Source organism: Actinoplanes sp. NPDC049681 (assembly GCF_044465265.1).
Lineage (GTDB): Bacteria > Actinomycetota > Actinomycetes > Mycobacteriales > Micromonosporaceae > Actinoplanes.
Genome location: NZ_JBITLP010000007.1, coordinates 157,477 through 176,456, shown reverse-complemented (window position 1 = coordinate 176,456; position 18,980 = coordinate 157,477). Strand labels below are relative to the sequence as shown.

Annotated in this window: 11 protein-coding genes; 4 read left to right on the top strand and 7 right to left on the bottom strand. The window is 71.0% G+C overall.

The features are described from left to right. Positions 1 to 26: 26 nt before the first annotated feature. Positions 27 to 413, bottom strand: a complete 387-nt coding sequence (locus ACIBO8_RS25940) for a hypothetical protein (RefSeq protein ID WP_396117893.1) — start codon at positions 411 to 413, stop codon at positions 27 to 29. Positions 414 to 813: 400 nt separating this feature from the next. Further along, positions 814 to 1,968 (bottom strand): acyltransferase family protein, encoded by a 1,155-nt coding sequence (locus tag ACIBO8_RS25935; protein ID WP_396117892.1) that lies wholly within the window; start codon positions 1,966 to 1,968, stop codon positions 814 to 816. A 294-nt stretch (positions 1,969 to 2,262) separates the two neighbouring features. Here ACIBO8_RS25935 and ACIBO8_RS25930 point away from each other — a divergent pair, with 294 nt between their 5' ends. Further along, entirely contained in the window at positions 2,263 to 3,255 is a 993-nt protein-coding gene (locus ACIBO8_RS25930) for a cyclase family protein (RefSeq protein WP_396117891.1), read from the top strand. Positions 3,256 to 4,107: 852 nt separating this feature from the next. Here the strand turns inward: ACIBO8_RS25930 and ACIBO8_RS25925 are convergent. Further along, entirely contained in the window at positions 4,108 to 4,485 is a 378-nt protein-coding gene (locus ACIBO8_RS25925; RefSeq protein ID WP_396117890.1) for a hypothetical protein, read from the bottom strand. Between the two features lie 611 nt (positions 4,486 to 5,096). On the opposite strand from ACIBO8_RS25925, the gene ACIBO8_RS25920 reads away from it, so the two are divergent. The 3 genes from ACIBO8_RS25920 (at position 5,097) to ACIBO8_RS25910 (ending at position 7,551) form a co-directional block, all read left to right on the top strand. Then, positions 5,097 to 5,621 (top strand): hypothetical protein, encoded by a 525-nt coding sequence (locus ACIBO8_RS25920; protein ID WP_396117889.1) that lies wholly within the window; start codon positions 5,097 to 5,099, stop codon positions 5,619 to 5,621. A 255-nt stretch (positions 5,622 to 5,876) separates the two neighbouring features. Next, entirely contained in the window at positions 5,877 to 6,152 is a 276-nt protein-coding gene (locus ACIBO8_RS25915; RefSeq protein ID WP_396117888.1) for a phosphopantetheine-binding protein, read from the top strand. 55 nt (positions 6,153 to 6,207) lie between these two features. Beyond that, positions 6,208 to 7,551 (top strand): NAD(P)/FAD-dependent oxidoreductase, encoded by a 1,344-nt coding sequence (locus ACIBO8_RS25910; RefSeq protein ID WP_396117887.1) that lies wholly within the window; start codon positions 6,208 to 6,210, stop codon positions 7,549 to 7,551. Between the two features lie 158 nt (positions 7,552 to 7,709). Here the strand turns inward: ACIBO8_RS25910 and ACIBO8_RS25905 are convergent, their stop codons facing one another. From ACIBO8_RS25905 to ACIBO8_RS25890, 4 genes are all read right to left on the bottom strand, one after another. Further along, positions 7,710 to 8,312: a flavin reductase family protein gene (locus ACIBO8_RS25905; RefSeq protein WP_396117886.1), complete on the bottom strand. Its 603-nt coding sequence runs from the start codon at positions 8,310 to 8,312 to the stop codon at positions 7,710 to 7,712. Continuing rightward, positions 8,312 to 9,793 (bottom strand): amino acid adenylation domain-containing protein, encoded by a 1,482-nt coding sequence (locus ACIBO8_RS25900; protein ID WP_396117885.1) that lies wholly within the window; start codon positions 9,791 to 9,793, stop codon positions 8,312 to 8,314. Before ACIBO8_RS25900 ends, ACIBO8_RS25905 begins: the two co-directional genes overlap by 1 nt. Continuing rightward, positions 9,790 to 10,935 carry an acyl-CoA dehydrogenase family protein gene (locus ACIBO8_RS25895; RefSeq protein ID WP_396117884.1) on the bottom strand — a complete coding sequence of 382 codons (1,146 nt, stop codon included), beginning with the start codon at positions 10,933 to 10,935 and terminating at the stop codon, positions 9,790 to 9,792. The genes ACIBO8_RS25900 and ACIBO8_RS25895 overlap by 4 nt, the downstream gene beginning before the upstream one ends. A 75-nt stretch (positions 10,936 to 11,010) precedes the next feature. Beyond that, on the bottom strand, positions 11,011 to 18,954 hold the full coding sequence (locus ACIBO8_RS25890; RefSeq protein ID WP_396117883.1) for a type I polyketide synthase: 7,944 nt from the start codon (positions 18,952 to 18,954) through the stop codon (positions 11,011 to 11,013). Between the last annotated feature and the right edge of the window lie 26 nt (positions 18,955 to 18,980).

Sequence of the window (18,980 nt, the reverse complement as noted above, 5' to 3'; positions counted from 1 at the left end):
GTGAACTCGTCAAGGAGCCCGACTGTTCATCTACGCAGTGATCGACTCAACCAGTGCCGCCGCGCCGGTTGCGGCGCCGGGGATGGTGTGGATCCGGGCTCGGGCGCCAGCGCAGAGATCAGGCAGGAGCGGCACAGGTCGGCGCGATCCCATTCGGCGTACAGGTCGATGTGGGGTACTTCCTCTCGCGCTTCCTCCGGCTGGATTTCGGTCAACCATTCCTGGGGTTTGTGGTACGGCAAAGGCCGCTCGCGCAGGACGACACCGCACAAGCTGTTCGGCTCCACGGGCCCCGTGTACCCCTCACGCACGGCAAACCGGCACAGGTGTCGTACCCCCTGCGCGCCGGTGATCAGTTCGTAGTTCTGCTGCAGTACGCGGCTGTGGTGCGGCGACAGGGGGCCGAGCACCATGGCCCTCCGAGGGCAGAACAGTGCGTGCCAGCACCGGTCGTCGGGTTCCGCGCACACCATGACCGGGACTAGCCGGTCGGGCGGTTCGTGCTGTACGTGCGGGTGGCATGGTTCCGGCTCACCCACGACGGCGGCCCGGTAGCAAGGTTCCCCGCCCGGCAGAGTGCCGCCCTCGGGGCACGCCCTCGAGTACAGCGGGTGGCACATGGCCTCGACGTTCGTGCTGTATTCAGCGTATTTATGCGTACCGTCGGGGAACCGAATGGTTGTCAGCCACGTTCCCACCTGTCTCCGCCTTTGTCAGCACGCCGATCACCTTGCCGATGTCGGCCAGTTGCACGGCTCCACGGGTACGGAAGCCACGACACTAGCAAGACCGCGAAGCCGGTCCGGGTACGTCTCACGGCGTACAAGTTGGGTTGCCCGCCCGCCGGCCGCGATGAAGTAGCCGCCGCGCGGGCGACTCCACTGCTACATAAAGCAAACTCGCTATACCAAGCGACACGACAAAGCAGCCCAGCGAGTACGGCACCCCCTCGCCGACAGCACGACCACGTTCGTCCACCACGGCGATTCCGACTCGCAACACCAGGAGGTGGACCAGATAGAACGCGTACGACACCTCACCCAGGCGCACCATAAGCGGGCCGCCGGCGCCGGACCTGTGCCCGCTCAGATCGGTGTGCGCTGCTGCGGCGATCAACAGCACGAAACCGGGCAGTGTCGCCGCCGCGTAGCGATACGGCGTAGGTACGAAGCTAGCCAGTAGACAGCCCCCAGCCGCTATCGCCACCGCGGCCGCCATCGGCGGATGAAAGCGCCATGCGCCGGTGGCAACGAGACGGGCCAGCACCACGCCGACCACGAACTCCGGTAGCCGGCCCGGCGGCGTCCAGTGAAAGAACCACGTCGCCGTGTCGGGGCCGGCGACCGCGCTGAGCAGCGCCGGCCCCACCGGCACCACCAGCGCTGCGGCACCGCCGACGATCCACAGGCCGGATGTGCTCAGCCGCCGTGTCGCCACCACGAGCCACGGCAGCAGCAGGTAGAAGAGAGCTTCGCAGGACAACGTCCAGCTCACCGTGTTGAGGCTCTGGACGTACGCCTCGTCCGGCATCCAGGCGTGCGTCAGGGTGAGGTTCGTCAGGATCACCGTCAGGGGCGGGGCGGGACCGCGCTCATAGGTGATCACCAACAGCAGGGCTGCCAGGGCAGTGAAGAGGTGCAGCGGATACACCCGTGCGAACCGTGCGCGATGAAATCCACGACGTGCGCGGTACGACCAGGCCAGCACGAAGCCCGACAACACGAAGAAGAAGGACACCCCGGCACTGCCACCGCGGAACAACATTGCGGCCACCGCGCCTGCGTCGCCTCGCAGAGCCCCCACGATGTGCAGGTGGAAGGCGAAGACGAAGAACGCCGCCGCCCAGCGAAGCCCGGTCAAGGAGGGTAACCGGGCGACGGCCGCTTCAGCCTCCCTGGAGGCGGTCGACGAGACAGCCAATTTGATCATGGCAGGAATGTAGAAGGCGGCCGCCACCAGCTGTGTCACCGCGACTCCGGCCCTCTGCCGACGAACGGCGCGGGCGGCCGCGAGCAAACCGGCGGCCTTCATCCGGGACACGCCTCGTGGCGCCGGGGAACGGGCCGGCTGCCGGTGGCACGTGGACGGAACAGGCCGCGGGCATGCGGCGGCGATCTGTGTCTCGGTCACGGGCCGACATTTAGGCCGACCATTCCGCTGCCCGCAGGCCGGGACGGGCTAGGATCGATGCATGGCTAACGAAGTGGTCGGGGTGCTCAGACGAGCATCGCCGGGGATGCCTGCTCGCGGCACCTTCGGCCGATGAACCGAGATCCTGTGAAGGGGCTGCAGATGCGCACGTATGACCAGCTCGCCTCGGCCCAGCCGCCCTACTCGGCGTGGGACATCTTCGGCCGCGACGACGAACTGGGCACCATCAACCTGCTGACGCCCGAGCGGGTGGCGGCCGCCGCGCAGCTCGTCCGCACGGGCCGGCGCTTCAGCCTCGACTATCCGGTGAACGCATTCCAGCCTTTTCCGACCGCCCCGCGGCCGGCCACCCGGCATCAGGTGTTCGAGCTCGGTGAGTTTGCCCGCGACGACTGGCTCGACTCGTTCTACCTGCAGTCGACATCACAGATCGACGGACTGCGACACATCGGCCACCCGGTATACGGCTTCTACAACGGGCTGTCGGCGGCCGACAACAGCGGCGCCTCCACCCGCCTCGGTATCCACAACTGGGCCGAGTCCGGCATCGCCGGCCGGGGCGTGCTGCTGGACGTCGTACGGTTCTTCGCCGAACAGGGGCGCGAGTACGACCGCGAGGCGACCGTCCTGCTCGATGCCACGACGCTGGACGAGATAGCCGCGGCGCAGGGTGTGGAGTGGCACGGCGGCGACATGCTGCTGCTGCGGACCGGTTGGGCCGAAAGCTATCTGTCGAAGACCGAGCCGCAGCGGGTGGACTTCAGCTACCGCGCCAAGTCGCCGGGGCTCGCGCGGCGGGAAGCAGTCGTGCGCTGGCTGTGGGACAAGCAGATCGCTCTCGTGGCCAGCGACACGCCGGCGGTCGAGGCCCAGCCCGTGCTCGAGTCCGACTTCCGGGCGCCCGGGCGGCTGCAGTCCGGCAGCGTCATTCTGCACCAACCGCTGATCGCGCTGCTGGGCATGGCCATGGGCGAGCTGTGGAATCTGGAGGACCTGGCCGCCGACTGCGCGCAGGACGGGCGGTACGACTTCTTCCTGACGGCCAAGCCCCTGAACATTCCGGGCGGCGTCGGCTCCCCGCCGAACGCCATGGCGTTCAAGTGAACGCGAGCCAGCAGTCCGGCTGACATTTCATCGCCGGCTGATTCGATGAGTCGAGGTGACCGGATCAGTCCACGGCAGGACCGGTTGTGCAGCCTCTCTCCGCCCGGTTCCTTGCGGGCTGCGTCCGGTGTGGCGGACGGGTTGCCCCGGTCCGCCATCCGTCAGTTCCCTGTCGTCCGGCTTTCAGAGGCCGCACCGCGGCAGGGGTTCCCCGCGACGGCCGACGACACGACAGCGGATGCACGGCAGCGGCCGAAGGCGTACGCGGTCGAGCGGTCACCGCGGCGGCAGGCGGTCCTCACCGACCTGCTGCGAACCGAGTGTTCGCCGGGACGATCACGCTGTACGGGTGTGCTACGAAGCGATCTACCAGTGGATCCAAGACCTTACGGACCTCGAGCACGCCGAAACCATAAGGAAGGTGACCTCGTCATCGGCAAGGCCGGTAAGAGCGTCGGCGCGACGCTGGTCGAACGTACGTAGCGATTGGTGGTCCTGGTCCCGCTGACCGGCCGGGACTCCCTGACCGTCGGGGACGCGGCAACGCCCGCCGCCGGCACTGTGCCACCGTAGATCGCCAAGAGCCTGACCCGGGACTGCGGCGCGGAGATGGCCCCGCACGCCCGGATCACCGCGGCGGGACTGCCGGTCCAGTTCGCCCGTCCGCGCTCGCCCTGGCAGGGCGGCAGCAACGAGAACCTCAACCGGATCCTGCGCGAATACTTCCCCGAAGCGTCAAGATCACCACCGACCACGAACTCTTTGGCGATGGTGGCTTCCGCAATCAAACGATCGACCCCGAGAGCTCCATAACTGGACGAAGCCCTCCGAGATATTAGCCGCTGAATTCGCTCACCGGTTTGCCGTTGGCAGGCTGCTTTGATCGGTGTCTTGATGCCCTGACCGGCGTTTCGTAGCCGGAGTTTGACCAGCGCCGGGGTGCAGGTCGGCGGCAGCCCGGTTCAGCGTCGCGGTCACGCCCATTTCAGGCATCGCCGGCGAGGTCTCGACCGGAATACTGTCCGGGCGCGTCACCGCTCGCACGCCCGCACCGGAGTCGCGGTGCTTTCCGGAGTACCAGGCGTCGATCGTTTCCTGCTTTACCGAAACAGGGCTTTCCGCCGGCCGGCGGCAGTCGAACAGTTTGCCGTCCAGGATCACGTGCGACCGGCAGTCGTCGGCGACCCGCTTCGGAGCGATGTGCAGATCCTGGGCTTGGGCGGCAAGCACGGCGACACCTTCATCGCGGTAGCGGTACGCGGTCGCCCGGGAGACCCCGAACCCGGCGCCACCAGGCTACATCCTGGGCCTTACGAACAGGCCTGATAGAAGTACGTCAACGCCCGAGTGTCACGCCGCGCACCGCGGGCGCGGCGATCCGCCGCAAGGAGCCGGCCGAGGTACTGCATAAGTTCCCGGGGCACGTCGAGCATCGCAGGATAGGCGAGCACGTGGAGCCCTCTCGAAGACTGGCTTCTGTCGCAAGGACCTGTCTGTCGATGGTTTCACGACTGTCTCCAGCACCATCCGATACGGACCGATCTGCCCGTGTCGTACGGGCCGTCCGCAAACGTGATCAATTCATATTCCAGCTGGCCACCCATGTCGGATAACCGCCAATATCGGGCGACTAACGTCAATGGGCAGTTATAAACTATGGATCACCGGCCGTCACGGTACCGCGATTTTGCGGGACAGCCGGTAGCTTTGCTTGCGACTGGGTCAAGCGGCCGGCCGAGACTCTCGTGAGTGCGACTGGCACGGGAGAAGGTCACTAAGCAGTTGCCCGACAAAGCACGATTTCGCAACCACACCGCACCGCACCGGCATTCGGAGAGACTATGGGGAAGTCCAACCTGCAATGCGGAAGCGCGACGAACCTCTTTTACGAGCCGGAGGGACTGCTGCTGCGCAGTTGCCTGCTCCCGGCCGACGACGAGCACCGCTCACACCTCCTGACCTTCCAGCTCGGCTACCTCGGCAGCGGCGAGATCACGGTGGATGTCGCCCTCGAGGGCGGCCCCGTGACGCAGCCTCCGGCGGAGCGCGAGGAGCCGGCCGTCGTCGTCGCGCGCCTGGTCGGCGCCGGCACCACGCCGCACAACGGGTGCTTGTCCGCGAACGCGAACCTCGCGTACCGAACGGTCGGCGACGAGCCCGTCCAATTCAAGTACACAGTGTGGGGCCAGGCTGCCGTGATGGGAGACAGCCTGCGCGGTGAGCTGTCCGTGGTCGTCGTCGGCCGCGTGCCCGATCTGACCGTCACCACACGTTCAAGCGCCACCTGGAACGCACCCCGGGCGCCGCGGCGGGCACCGCAGGTCGGCTGCCCGGCGAGCCGCGCGGTCATCCCGAAGATCCGCTGATCCACAAGCGGACCCGCGTCGAACGGCCGACGCTGCCCACGACCCGGTTCATCCGGAGCCTCGGCGGGCGGCGTCGGCCGTTCGGCGTTCCGGGTTCCCACCGCCGCCGTCGCCGTGGAGATATCGACCTAAGCCGACGTCTCGTTCGGCTTGACCCTTGACCGTTAGATCGTCAACTGTAGAATTCATCATGTATAGAACCGCCGATCGTCGCGGTGCGGGGCACGGCGGCCATAGTCCCGAGGAAGGACTCCCATGGGCACCATCTCGCTGACCGAGGACGAGATCCAGCAGAAGATCACGCAATACGTGAGCGCGAACCTGCTGGAGGGGACCGAAAGCCCGGCCGAGCTGTCCGGCGGCACTCCGCTGCTGCAGCTCGGCATTCTCAACTCTCGCAACACCGGCCGCCTGCTGGCCTACATCCGCGAGGAGTTCGGCGTGACCGTCCCGCCGACCCGCATCACCGGCAAGCACTTCGCGAACCTCGACAGCATCACCGCGCTGGTCGCCGGGTTGATCGCCGAATGACCCGCTCGCCTGCCGTGTTTCCCTCAACGCCCAGCGACGACCGCAGGAGAATGCCATGAAACCAGACTTCGACGTCGCGGTCATCGGCGGCGGCCCCGCCGGATCGACGGTCGCGTCCTACCTCGCCAAGGGCGGCATGTCCGTCGTCCTCTTCGAGGCCGAGAACTTCCCGCGCGAGCACGTCGGCGAGTCCCTGGTCACCGCGACGACACCGGTGCTGCTGGAGATCGGCGCGATGCCCGCCATCGAGGCCGCCGGCTTCCCCAAGAAGTACGGGGCGGCGTGGACCTCGGCCGAGACCCGCACCATCGACCCGCTCGGCTACGGCAGCGGGCCGCACGACTTCCGAACCGCGCAGATCCGCTTCCGCGAGCGCGAGCAGCCCGGGGTGGACCGCGACTACACCTTTCACGTGGACCGCTCGAAGTTCGACTTGATCCTGCTCAAGCACGCCGAAAGTCTGGGTGCCGTCGTGCACCAGGGGGTGCGCGTGCAGCACGTGGACTTCGACGGCGATCTGCCGACGGTGTCGGCCCGGGTGGGTGGCCGGATCGTGGACATCCCGGTGCGGATGGTGGTCGACGCCAGCGGCCGGCAAACCATGCTCGGCAACCAGCTCAAGGTCAAGGTGAACGACCCGGTATTCAACCAGTACGCGGTGCACACGTGGTTCGACAACTTCGACCGCAATGCGCTGAACCCCGCGAACGAGGAAGCCGACTTCATCTTCATCCACTTCCTGCCGCTCACCGACACCTGGGTGTGGCAGATCCCGATCACCGACACGATCACCTCGATCGGCGTGGTGACGCAGAAGCAGCGTTTCCGGCAGCACGAAGGGACCCGCGAGGAGTTCTTCTGGGAGACGGTCGCCAGCCGGCCCGACCTTCACGCCGCCCTCGAGAAGGCTAAGCGCGTCAAGCCGTTCAAGGTCGAGGGCGACTACAGCTACGGGATGCAGCAGATCACCGGCGACTCCTTCCTCCTCATCGGCGACGCCGCCCGTTTCGTCGACCCGATCTTCTCCAGTGGTGTGAGCGTGGCCCTCAACAGCGCGCGCATCGCCGCGACCGACATCCTGGCGGCGCACGAGGCGGGCGACTTCCGCAAGGCGCGTTTCACCGGCTACGAGACGAAGCTGCGCAAGGCGGTGAACAACTGGTATGAGTTCATCTCGATCTACTACCGCCTGAACATCCTGTTCACCGTGTTCGTCCAGGACCCCAACTACCGCCTCGACGTCCTCAAGATGCTGCAGGGCGACGTGTACGACGACGAGGAGCCCAAGGCCCTGGCGGCGATGCGCGAGGTCATCACCGCGGTCGAGAACGACCCGACCCACCTCTGGCGGCCCTTCCTCGGCAGCCTGACGGCGCCTGCGGCGAAGGCCAGCTTCTGAGGTTCCCACAGACTGTCCAGTGCCCCCGTTCAGCAAGCTGACCGGCGGCACGCGTCGTTGCACAAGGGACCACGAAGCTCCGCCACATCGACAACGGGCTCCATGCGCCGAGGGCGCACGGAGCCCGACGATCAGGTCAGCCTCGCGGTCGTCCCGGATCAGAGGCCGATGCGCTCCAGGCCGAAGCCGAGTTCCACGACCATCTCCGCGTCCCCGACCCCGTGCGGTTCGACGATCTCGGGGACCTCGACGCGGATACTGCCCGGCTGATCCATCCGGTACACCTGCATGTAGCTGCCTCGCCAGTAGCCGAGCGGGGATCGCGAGCGGTCCACGTCGCCGCCTACCAGCAGGCCGATGACGACGACGTGGTCGCCCGCGTCGATCAGCTGCTGGATCGAGCACTCCGCATGCGCGAGGACACGGTCGAGCACCGGCACCCCGCGGGCCGTACCGGGGCGCCACGGGACGCCGTCGAACTTGTCCTGGACCGGCCCGGCGAAGCGCCGCGAGATCTCCCGGCCGTGGGCGTCGAGGAAGTTGACCGCGAACACCCCGCTCTCGCGCAGCACGTCCAGGGTGCGGCTCGGCGTGCGGATGCAGGCGAGCAACAGCGGCGGGTCGGCGGACACGCTGCAGACCGAGGAACAGGTGAGCCCGTAGGGTTCGCCCGCCGGCGTGCGCGTGGTCACCACCGCGACACCACTGGCGAAGGAGCCCATGACGGCGCGGAAGGCTTCGTAGTCGAGGTCGACGTCCATCAGATCTCGCCTGTCTCGAGGACCGCGGCGAGCGCGGCGCGGTCAATCTTGCCATTCGGCGTGAGTGGGATGCTCGCGGTCAGGTGCAGCGCATCCGGCAGCATGTAGGTCGGCAGCCGGCCCGCGGCGAAGCTCTTGATCTCCAGCAGGCCGGGGCGGTGGCCGGGGGCCGGCACGACGATGGCATGCAGTGCGGATTCCAGACCCGAGCCCCGCACGAGCACCGCGACCGAGGCGACCGATTCGTGGGCGCCGAGCGCGGCCTCGATCTCGCCGAGCTCGATCCGCTGCCCGCGGACCTTCACCATCTGGTCGAGGCGCCCGATGTACTCGAGTTCGCCGTCCTGACCGACCCGGCCCAGGTCCCCGGTCCGGTAGGGGCCGGAGTGCGCGGGGGCGCCCCAGTAGCCGAGCATCACGGTGGGGCCGTCCACGACAATCTCCCCCTCCCCCGGCGGGTCGAGCACGACGGTGTCCCCGCTGGCGGCGGTGCCGATGGGCAGCGGCCGGACGCGGGTGAGGTCCGCGTCGGTGACCTCGTAGGAGGTGCACACGTTCGTCTCGGTCGGGCCGTACCAGTTCAGCATCCGCACGTCCTGCCAGTGCTTGCGTAGCGCCTGGACCTGCGGCAGGGCGAATGGTTCGCCGGCGAACACGCAAGCCCGCAGCGCGCGCGGGCGGGGACGATCGAGCAGCCCGCCGTCGCGCATCATCAGCGCCAGCGCCGACGGGACCGAATACCAGACGGAGATCCGCTCCACATCGATGAACTCGGCGAGGTGCTCGGGAGTGTAGGCCAGTTCCGGCTGGATCAGATGGACCGAGGCACCGACCGCGAAGGCCCCGTAGAGGTCGAAGACGGAGAGATCGAAATTGAAGGGCGCATGGTTCGAAAGGCGGTCCTCGCTGGTGAGTTCGAGCAGGTCCACGGCCCACGTGACGAAGGCCAGGGCATTGCGGTGGCTGATGCTGACGCCCTTGGGCGCGCCCGTGGAGCCTGAGGTGTAAAGGATGTACGCGAGATCTCCCGGATCGGCCCGGTGGATCGGTTCGGCCGGTGCGTCCGCCCGCTCGCCCTCGGTGCGCAGCGCGGTGAGGGTGACCAGGTCCGGGGCGCTCGGCCCGAGGCCGACCGCCCCCGGCCCGGCGGCGGTCGGCTCGTCGACGACGACCAGGGCGGCGGCGCAGTTGCCGGCGATGATGGCCACCCGTACGGCCGGGTTGGCAGCGGTCACCGGGACGTACACCACGCCGGCGCGCAGCGCACCCTGCATCAGCGCTACCATGTCGGCACACTTACCGCCCCAGAGAAGGATCCGCTGCCCGGGACGGACGCCCCGGGCGCGCAGCGCACGGGCGTAATCGTCGGCGGCGGCGTCCAGCCGGCCGTAGCTCAGGGTTCCATCCGCGTCGGCGACGGCCCGCGCCGATGGATCACGACGGGCCGCGGCGACGACGAGGTCCTGGAGATTCCGATTCACAATCCCATCTCCTTCGCGATCAGCAGGCGCTGGATGTCCGACGTGCCAGAGAAGATCGTGCTCGGGATGGCGTCGCGCAGGTAGGTCGCGATGCCGAAGTCGCTCCGGTAGCCACGGGCGCCGAAGACCCGCACCGCATCCAGCGCCGCGGCCAGCGCGCCCTCGGAAACGGCGAGTTTGGACAGCGCCACCTGCAGCACGCTGTCCGCGCCCTGATCCATCGACCAGCAGGCCCGGTACAGCAGCAGCCGTGCGCTCTCCGCCCGCATCTTCATGTCGACGAGGCGGTTGGCCACGCCCTGGAAGTCGGCGAGCCGGCGGCCGAACTGCCGGCGCGAGCGGACGTGGACGACGCACTGCTCGATCAGCCGGTCCATCAGGCCGAGGTAGCCCGCGAACAGGCAGGCCCGCTCCCAGCCCATGGAGTGCTGGAAGACCGCGCCGCCGGCGCCTTCGCCACCGAGGACGTTCTCGTCCGGGACGAAGCATTGGTTGAAGGTAAGGCCGCCCGCCGGGCAGGCCGCGAGCCCCAGCTTGTCGAAGGGCTCGCCGACGCTCAGCCCGGGCGCGCCACGTTCGACGACGAAGCCGGTGACGCCGAGGTGGCCGGCCGCCGGATCCGTCATGGCGTAGGTGACGAACACGTCGGCCGCCGGTCCGTTGCTCACGAAGCTCTTCTCACCGTTGAGCAGCCAGCCGCCCTCGGTCGGCTCGGCGACGGTGGCCAGACGGGAGACGTCCGAGCCCGCGTCGGTTTCGGTCATGGCGTTGCCCGCGACCAGCTCACCGCTGGCCAGGCCGGGCAGCAGCCGCTTCCTGAGCGTGTCCGAGCCGAACTCCGAGATCGGCACGCAGCAGGCGAACAGATGCGCGCTCGCGGCGAAGACGAGACCGGTCCGGTCGCAGGCCCGGCCGAACGCCTCGACCAGGCCGGCGGTCTCCAGCGCGCCGAGGCCGCCTCCGCCGTACTCGGTCGGCAGACACAGGCCGAGCAGTCCCAGGTCGCCGAGCGTGCGCCACTCCTCGCGGGTGAAGAACGACTCCTGCGGGCGCCGGTCGGGCGGCTCGCCGAACGCGTCGCGTACAGCATCCCGCACGGCGCTCTGCGCAGCCCGTTGCCGCGGGTTCCAATCGAAGTCCACGGTTTCTCCTGTCGCATGGATGGTCGGACGAGGCAGCTCAACCGGCGCTTGCACCGCCGTGACTGCTGATCGGGGCTAGGGTTCGCCGGCCAGCAGCCGCTCGGACACCGCCAGCTCAGCCATCAGGCGGGCCGCGAGCTCCTGCTCGGACAGCATGTCGAGGTCCACTTCGGGCTGCGGTTGGCGTTGCGGTTGGGGCTCGGGCTCCGTCTCCGGGTCCCGCAGCCGCTCGAGGAGGTGCTCGGCAAGGGCACGGGAGGTGGGGAACTCGAAGGTGAGGGTGGCCGGCAGGCCTACGCCGAGCTCCTCGTCCAGGCGCCCCTTGAGTGCGACCGCCATGACGGAGTCCATGCCCAGGTCGAAGAAGCCGCGCTCGGGATCGACCTCGCTGCCGGGCCCCTCGCCCAGGATGTCCGTGACGTGGCCGAGTACCCGGTCCACGAGGACCTCGCCGCGGATGCGAGGGCTGAGCGCGGCCAGCTCGGCCAGGAACGCCGAGCCGGCGGGGGCCGCGGCGACGCCGAGGTCCGGTGCGGCGGCGCCGCCGGGCAACGCGTCGAGCCCCGGGTGGCGTACCCCGGAGTCCAGCAACGCGAGGAACCCGCGGTCGGTCTGCTGGCGGCAGGCGGCCATGTAACGCCGCGCATCGACCCGGGCCATCGCAACGTCCCGAAATCCGCCGTGCAGCAACAGTTCGGCCGCGCCGCTGCGATCCGCCGCGGTGAGCGGGGTCAGCCCGGTGCTCTCCATCATCAGCAGGTCCCGCCGGGTCAGTTCGCCGGTGTCCGCGCCAGGCATCCAGACGGTGACGGTGGCGGCCCGGCCGGCCGCGCGGCGCGCGCTCGCCAGGGCGGCGAGCCCGCCGTCCACCGCGGCCGCCGCAGCCATCCCCGCGGCGCCCCAGGCAGCGGCGGCAGAGCCGAGGATGTGGAAGAACTCGAGCGACACCCCGCGGACCCGCGACCCGACGTTCTCGGCGAGCGCCACGAAGCGCAGCGCGGCCTCGACGTGCTCCACGGAGGTCTCGACGAACGGTCGCGTTGGCAGCGGCGGAGGCGCGATCACGACGCCCGCCAGCGGCTCACCCGCCGCCGGCAGCTGCGCCGCGTCGACGAACTCCACGCACGCCCCGGCGGCGACCATCCGCTCGGCCCACGCCTGCTCGGCGTGCCCGACCTCCGGCGCCCGTTCTCCGGCTCCCCGGACCACCATCCACCGGCGAGCTCCCGCGGCGAACAGCCGCTCGATCACCTCGCTGTAGGCGACGACGGAGCCGACGAGGACGTAGCGTCCCTCCGCCCGGAAGCGGGGCGCCGACGGTACGTTCGGCACGCGCACGGGGACGAGGCGCGGGACGTACCAGGTTCCGTTGCGGCGGACGAGCTCGTCCTCGACGGGGGTCTGGCGGTCCCGCGAGGTCATCGCGGCCGCGACGGCGGCGTAGTCGCCACTCGCGTCCGCTGCCGTCGCCACGTCGAGGTCGACGCAGCCACCCCACGCCAGGCCGGACTCCATCGCGAGGACGCGCAGCATGTGCCAGACGGCCGCGCGCTCGGGGACGAGCGCGGTATCGCCATCGGGGTCCTGCGCCCGCTGCGTGACCAGCCACAGCCGCGGAGGCGCGGAGGCGCGAACGAAGGCTCGGCCGACGGTGATCGCGGCCTCGACCAGCGAGATGTCGGCCGACTTCCCGGTCGCGACCAGCGCGACCCCGGCGAAGCCTTCGCCGAGCAGCCGCTCGGTGTCCTCCGTCGCCGCGTCGACGTGGACGTCGGTCGCGCCGGTCTCCATCAATCTGGAGGCGAGAGCAAATGCGGCATCCTGGTCGTCGAAGCCGACCGGCACGACGAGCCAGCGGCCCGCCGCCGCCGTGGCGTCCGGGCCGGGCAGCTCGGCCTCCTGCCACCGGACGCCGTAGAGCCGGTCCTCGAGCGCCGGGAGCACGTCCTGCGGGGCCTGGGGCTCCTCGGTCGCGAACCGGAGACCGACGATCTCGGCCGCAACGCGTCCGTCCACGTCGATGAGCCTGCCGCCGCGCACGCTGATCGACTCGATCTCGACGACCGTACGACCGTGCCACAAGGTGCCGAGCGCCCGGGCCAGCCGGGCGTTGTCCCCCGCAGGGTCCGCGCCGGTCGTCGCCGCCGGTCGGGTGGCGGCTCCGCTCAGCAGCGCGCGGAGGATAGGGCCGGCATCGCGCGTGCCGTAGCGGCCGGCCACGAGCCAGACCGACCATCCGTCCGCACCGGGCCGCAGCTCGAGGTACGACCCCGAACCGGGGCCGAAGGCCGTCGCGGGGACACTCGCGGCTTCCACGACGAGATCCCGCACGACGAAGTCCGCCTCGCCCGACACCTCACGGCACGCGGTCAGCACGAACGCCACGAACGCCGAGGCGTCGACGAACTCCTGCTGATCCGTTCCGATGCGGTACACCGGGTGGTACCGGACGCCGTCGCCGTCCGCCCCGATCGGTACGATGGCCGGCCCCCACCCGAGGCCGCGGCCGGACTCGCTGGTACGAGCCTCAGGGGCGGAGTCGATCCAGTGCCTGCGACGCTGCCAGGCGTAGCTCGGACCCGAGATGTGCGCGCCTCGGCCGGCCAACAGGGCGTCCCACGCTACGGAGCAGCCGTGCACGTGCAGCTCGGCCGCCAGCCGCACCGGCCAGGCGGAGCCGGCCACGTCCTCGGTGGCGACCACGACGAGGCCGCCCGGCGCCGTCGCCGCGATCTCGTCGGCCGCCCCGCCCAGGGCGGCGTCGAGCAGGACTGCGACGCCGAGCTCGCTGAGCCGGTCGCCCAGGCCGGAACTCCCGGCGGCCGTCAGCAGCCGCGTCGAGCCAGCCCCGAGCTCGACCGACCCGCCGCGCAGCGCCGCCGCCATCGCCTCGTCGAGGCCGAGCGCGCCCGCAGCGTACGCGGCGGAAATCTGGCCCGCCCCGAAGCCGACCAGGGCGTCGGGCCGCACGCCGAGGTCCGACCACAGTGCGGCCAGGGCGATCTGGGCCGCCGTCACCCCGGCTGGCGACACGGAGCCGGCCGCAGCCGCCCCGTGCAGCAGCTCGTCGCGGACAGACACCGCGGCTCCGGCCGCGGTCAGCGCCGCGTCGGCGGCGTCCAGGGCCGCGGCGAAGGCGGCCTCCTGCTGATACAGGCGCGCCCAGGGGAGGGCGCCGACGCCCGGCCCGAAGACCGCGGCGAAGGCGGCGGTCCCGCCGAGCCGGGCCGCCGTCACGGCCGGCGCGATGCGCAGCGCGTCGAGCAGCTCCCGCGGTTCGGAGCCGACCGCGACGAGCCGGTGCTCCAGATGGCTGCGCCGCACGCCGAGGGTGTGGGCGAGGTCGGCGAGCCCGGACGCCGGTGTGGCCGCCAGCCGCTCCGCGAGCCGCGACCGGGCGGCCTCGAGCGCGGCGGGGCTCGCGGCCGACAGGGCCAGCGCATAGGGGCGCGCGACGGACGGTACCGGGCGAGGCGGGGTGGGCGGCGCCTCGGTCAGCACCACGTGGGCGTTCGCCCCGGTGAAGCCGAAGGCGCTGACCCCGGCCGTCCTGGGGTGCGCGCCCTGCGGCCAGGGGGTGGCCGTTCGGGTGACCGCCAGGCACAGCTGGTCCCACGGCACCTTCGGGCTGGGATGCGCGAGGTGCAGGTGCGCGGGGATCTCGCCGTGCCGGAGCGCGAGCGCGGCTTTGATCAGCCCGGCGATCCCGGCCGCCGCCTCGAGATGGCCGATGTTCGTCTTCACCGAACCGACGAGCAGCGGGCCGGACGCCGGTCGTTGGCCGCCGAGGGCCCGGTCCAGCGCGGTCAGCTCGATCGGATCGCCGAGCGCCGTACCCGTGCCGTGCGCCTCGACATAGTCGACCGTGGCCGGATCGACCCCGCCGTCGGCCAGCGCTGCACCGATGACCTCGGCCTGCGCCTCGACGCTGGGTACGGTCAGCCCGCCGGACGCGCCGTTGTGGTTGATCGCACTGCCGCGGATCACCGCGTAGATCCGGTCGCCATCGGCCCGGGCCCGGCTGAGCGTCTTGAGCACGACGGCGCCGGCGCCCTCCCCACGGCCGTAGCCGTCGGCCGCCGCGTCGAACGCCTTGCACCGCCCGTCCGGGGCCAGCGCGCCGCCCGCGGACATCGCGATGGAGACCGTGGGGGTCAGCAACGCGTTGGCGCCGCCGGCCACCGCGATGTCGCTCTCGCCCGCCCGCAGGCTCTGGCACGCCAGGTGCACGGCCGTGAGCGAGGACGCGCACGCCGTGTCGACGGCCAGGCTGGGACCGCGGACGCCGAGGAAGTACGACATCCGCCCGGCGACCCCGGCGAAGGTGTTGCCGGTCCCGTAGTAGAGGTCGATCTTCTCCGGATCGCTGGACAGCAGCTGCCCGTAGTCGACGGTGTTCAGGCCGGCGAACAGGCCGGTGCGATCGCCGACGCGCGGGGACACGCCGGCGTCCTCCAGAGCCTCCCAGGCGACCTCGAGGAACATCCGTTGCTGCGGATCCATGCTGCGGGCCTCGCGGGCCGAGACGCGGAAGAATTCGTTGTCGAACAGGTCGATGTCGTCGATGAAACCGCCTCGGCGGGAGACCACCGCGCCCGGGGCGGTCTCGTCCCAGCGGCCTTCGGGCACCTCCCGCGTCGCGTCGACCCCGTTCGACAGCAGGGACCAGTAGGCGTCGAGCCCGTTGGCGCCCGGCAGCCGGCAGCCCATGCCGACGATGGCGATCGGCTCGGCCGCGCCGGCCGGAACCGGCTCCTCGACCGCCCCGGCCGGCGTCGACACCGCGGGCGCGGCGACCGACGCGTGCCCGGCGGCGGCCGTACCGACCTCGCCGTGCAGGAACTCGGCCATCGCGTCGATGCTGGAGTGGTCGAAGACCGTCGTGGCCGGCAGCTCGAGGCCGAACTCGGCGCCGATCCGGGCGCCGAGCTCCACGATGGACATCGAGTCGAAGCCGAGCTCGAAGAACCCGCGGGCGCCGGAGAGACGCTGGCCGGGCACGCCCAGCACCTCGGCGGCGATCCGACCGACAACGGCACTGAGGCTCCCTCGGCCGCCGAGCACGGTGTCGGTGCCGGCCACGGAGGCGGCGGGAGCGGCGGCCGGCGGCGCCTCAACGGGCGGCGCGAGCGCCACCGGCGGCCTGGAGGGCAGGGACGACACTACGGACGTCGGCTGCGCGCCATTGCCGAAGGCCGCCACCGGCAGCTCCCCGATGGTGGCGATCAGGCGGTGGTCGGCGTCGAAGAGCCGCAGTTCGCCACTGACCGGGAGCCCGGACGGCGAGCCGGCGGTGTCGCCCTGCTCGCCGCGCTCCAGGCCAGGCAGCCAGAACCGCTCCTCGTGCAGGGGGACTCGGGGCAGCGCGGGGAATGGTCCGGACGCGGGATGCACGGTCCGCCAGTCCACCTCAACGCCGGTGCAGTACAAGCTCCCGAGCGCGGCGGCCAGGGTGATCGGCCCGGGCTTGCCGCGGGACAGCGAAGCCACGACGATGCCGCGCCGGTTGCGGTGCGCGAGTGCCTCGCGCAGCGGCCGGGCCAGCACCGGGTGGGCGCCGATCTCCACGAATACCGCGTCTCGGCGGGCGAGCCACCGGTCGACGGCCGGCCAGAACCGAACGGCGTCGCGCACGTTGTCGCCCCAGTAGGCGGCGTCCGCCACGGGGGCGTCATCGTCCGGCCGGACGCTGGAAAGCATCGGGATCGCCGCGGGCCGCGGGCGCAGGTTGGCGATCAGCTCCTCGAGCTCGTCGCCAAGGGCCCGGACCGCAGGGCTGTGGAAGGCGTAGTTCACGGCGAGCGGCAGGCAGGTGACGCCGATCCCCTGCAGGTGCGTAACGGCCGCCTGGACGGCCGGGGCCGGGCCCGCAATGACCACCGAGCGGGGGCCATTGACGGTCGCGATGACGACCTCGTTCGCGAACGGCCGCAGCGCGGCGTGCGCCTCCTCCGGCGACAGCTGGACCTGGGCCATGCGCCCGGAGCCGTCGGCCGCCTGCATGATCCGGCCCCGGTGCACGACCAGCCGTACCGCGTCGCGCAGGTCGAGCACGCCCGCCGCCTGAGCCGCCGCGATCTCGCCCAGGCTGTGGCCGACAACGGCGACCGGCGCCACGCCCCAGGAAGTCCACAGCCGGCTGAGGGCGACCTGCACGGCGAAGACTGCCGGCTGGGCGAACTCCGTCATCGCCAGCCGGCTCTCCCGACCGCGCTGCAGCTCCTCGAGGAGCGACCAGCCGGCGTACTCGCGGACGAGATCGTCGCACTCCGCGAGCGTCCGGCGCACGACGGGCTGGGCGGCGTAGAGGTCGATCGCCATGCCGGGCCACTGCGAGCCCTGGCCGGAGAAGACGTGCACGACGCCGGGGGGCCGGCCGTCGAGGACGTCGCCGCTGACGTGGTCCGCGCCGGCCTCACCGGTCGCGGAGGAGCGCAGTGTGCCGGCGAGGTCCGCGCCGCTCGCGCCCACCACCGCGAGCCGGTAGTCGTGGTGCGTGCGCCGGATCGACGCGGCGTGCAGCAGCGCGGGCAGCGCCTCGGGGCCGGTCGCGGCGGTCGGCTCGGCCATGTCCCGGGCGTGCTCGGCCAGCGCCTCGGGCGTCGGCGCGGAGAGCAGGAGCACCGGCAGGGGCTCGCCGCGCTCGGCAACCGGGCCGGCGGCCGCGTCACCGGTCGCCGGAGCGGTCGCGGGGTCGGCGACCGGTGGCGAGGAGAGGACGACGTGGACGTTCGTTCCGGACAGGCCGAAGGCGCTCACCCCGATGGTCCTCGGCCCGTCCGCGTTCAGCGGAGTGGCCTGCGTGGCGACCTGGATCCCGCTGTCGGTCAGCGCGCTCAACGGCGACTCGAGGTGGATCTGCGGCGGCACGACGCCGTGCCGGGCGATCAGGATGCCCTTGAGAAGGCCCAGGATTCCGGCGGCGGAGTCGGTGTGGCCGAAGTTCGCCTTGTGCGATCCGATCAGCAGCGGCCTTCCCTCGTCGCGAGCCTCGCCGAAGACGGCGGCGAGGGCGCTGACCTCGATGCGGTCGCCGAGCGAGGTGCCGGTGCAATGGGTCTCGACGTAGTCCACCGCTCGGGCGGGCACGCCCGCGGCAGCCAGCGCCGTGCGCAGCAGCAACTCCTGCGCCTCGGCGTTGGGGGCGATCAGGCCGGCGCTGCGCCCGTCGTGCACGGTCGCGCTGCCCTTGAGGATCGCCAGGATCCGGTCGCCGTCCCGGACGGCGTCCCGGTAGCGCTTGAGCACGACCATGCCGCAGCCCTCGCCGCGCACCACGCCGTCCGCCGCCGCGTCGAAGGGCCGGCACATGCCGGATGGCGACAGCGCCTCGATCTTGCTCATGAAGATGCTCAGCTCCGGCGCCAGCATGAGGCTGACTCCGCCCGCGATGGCGGCGTCACACTCCCCCGTGCGCAGCGACTGGGCAGCCAGGTGCACCGCCAGCAGCGACGAGGAGCAGGCCGAGTTGAGCATCATGCAGGGGCCGTGCAGCCCGAAGGTGTAGGCGATGCGCCCGGCGCCGAAGCTCGCTTCCTTGCCGCTGGCGTAGTACGGGCCGACGCCGCGCGCGCCCTTGGCCTTGGCTAGCAGCAGCGTGTAGTCCGTGCCGAGGATTCCGGTGTAGACGCCGGTCCGGCTGCCCGCCCAACGGTCGAGTGGGATCCCGCTGTCCTCCATGGCCTCCCAGGCCGTGGTCAGCAGCAGGCGGTGCTGGGGGTCGATCTCGGCGGCCTCGCGCGGGCTGATGCCGAAGAACCGGGCGTCGAAGGCGTCGACGTCGTCGAGGAAGCCGCCCCGACCGCTGTACATGGCCCCCTCGGACCCGGCCGGGCCGAGGAATTCCTTGCCCCAGCGATCCGCGGGGGTGTTCGAAATCGCATCGTGTCCCTCGGACAGCGCCTGCCACAGACCCTGGAGGTCGCGCACTCCGCCCGGATAGCGGCAGCCCGCCCCCACCACCGCGATCTCCGGCCCACCGGCGGGTCGCATCGCATTGTCCGCATGGTCCTCGAGCATCTCGTCTCCCCACCCGGGCGCCCGTT

Coding starts and splice junctions, on each gene's coding strand:
- ACIBO8_RS25920 (WP_396117889.1), top strand. CDS start 5,097: ATGGGGAAGTCCAACCTGCAATGCGGAAGCGCGACGAACCTCTTTTAC.
- ACIBO8_RS25940 (WP_396117893.1), bottom strand. CDS start 413: ATGGTGCTCGGCCCCCTGTCGCCGCACCACAGCCGCGTACTGCAGCAG.
- ACIBO8_RS25890 (WP_396117883.1), bottom strand. CDS start 18,954: ATGCTCGAGGACCATGCGGACAATGCGATGCGACCCGCCGGTGGGCCG.
- ACIBO8_RS25905 (WP_396117886.1), bottom strand. CDS start 8,312: ATGGACGTCGACCTCGACTACGAAGCCTTCCGCGCCGTCATGGGCTCC.
- ACIBO8_RS25910 (WP_396117887.1), top strand. CDS start 6,208: ATGAAACCAGACTTCGACGTCGCGGTCATCGGCGGCGGCCCCGCCGGA.
- ACIBO8_RS25930 (WP_396117891.1), top strand. CDS start 2,263: ATGAACCGAGATCCTGTGAAGGGGCTGCAGATGCGCACGTATGACCAG.
- ACIBO8_RS25915 (WP_396117888.1), top strand. CDS start 5,877: ATGGGCACCATCTCGCTGACCGAGGACGAGATCCAGCAGAAGATCACG.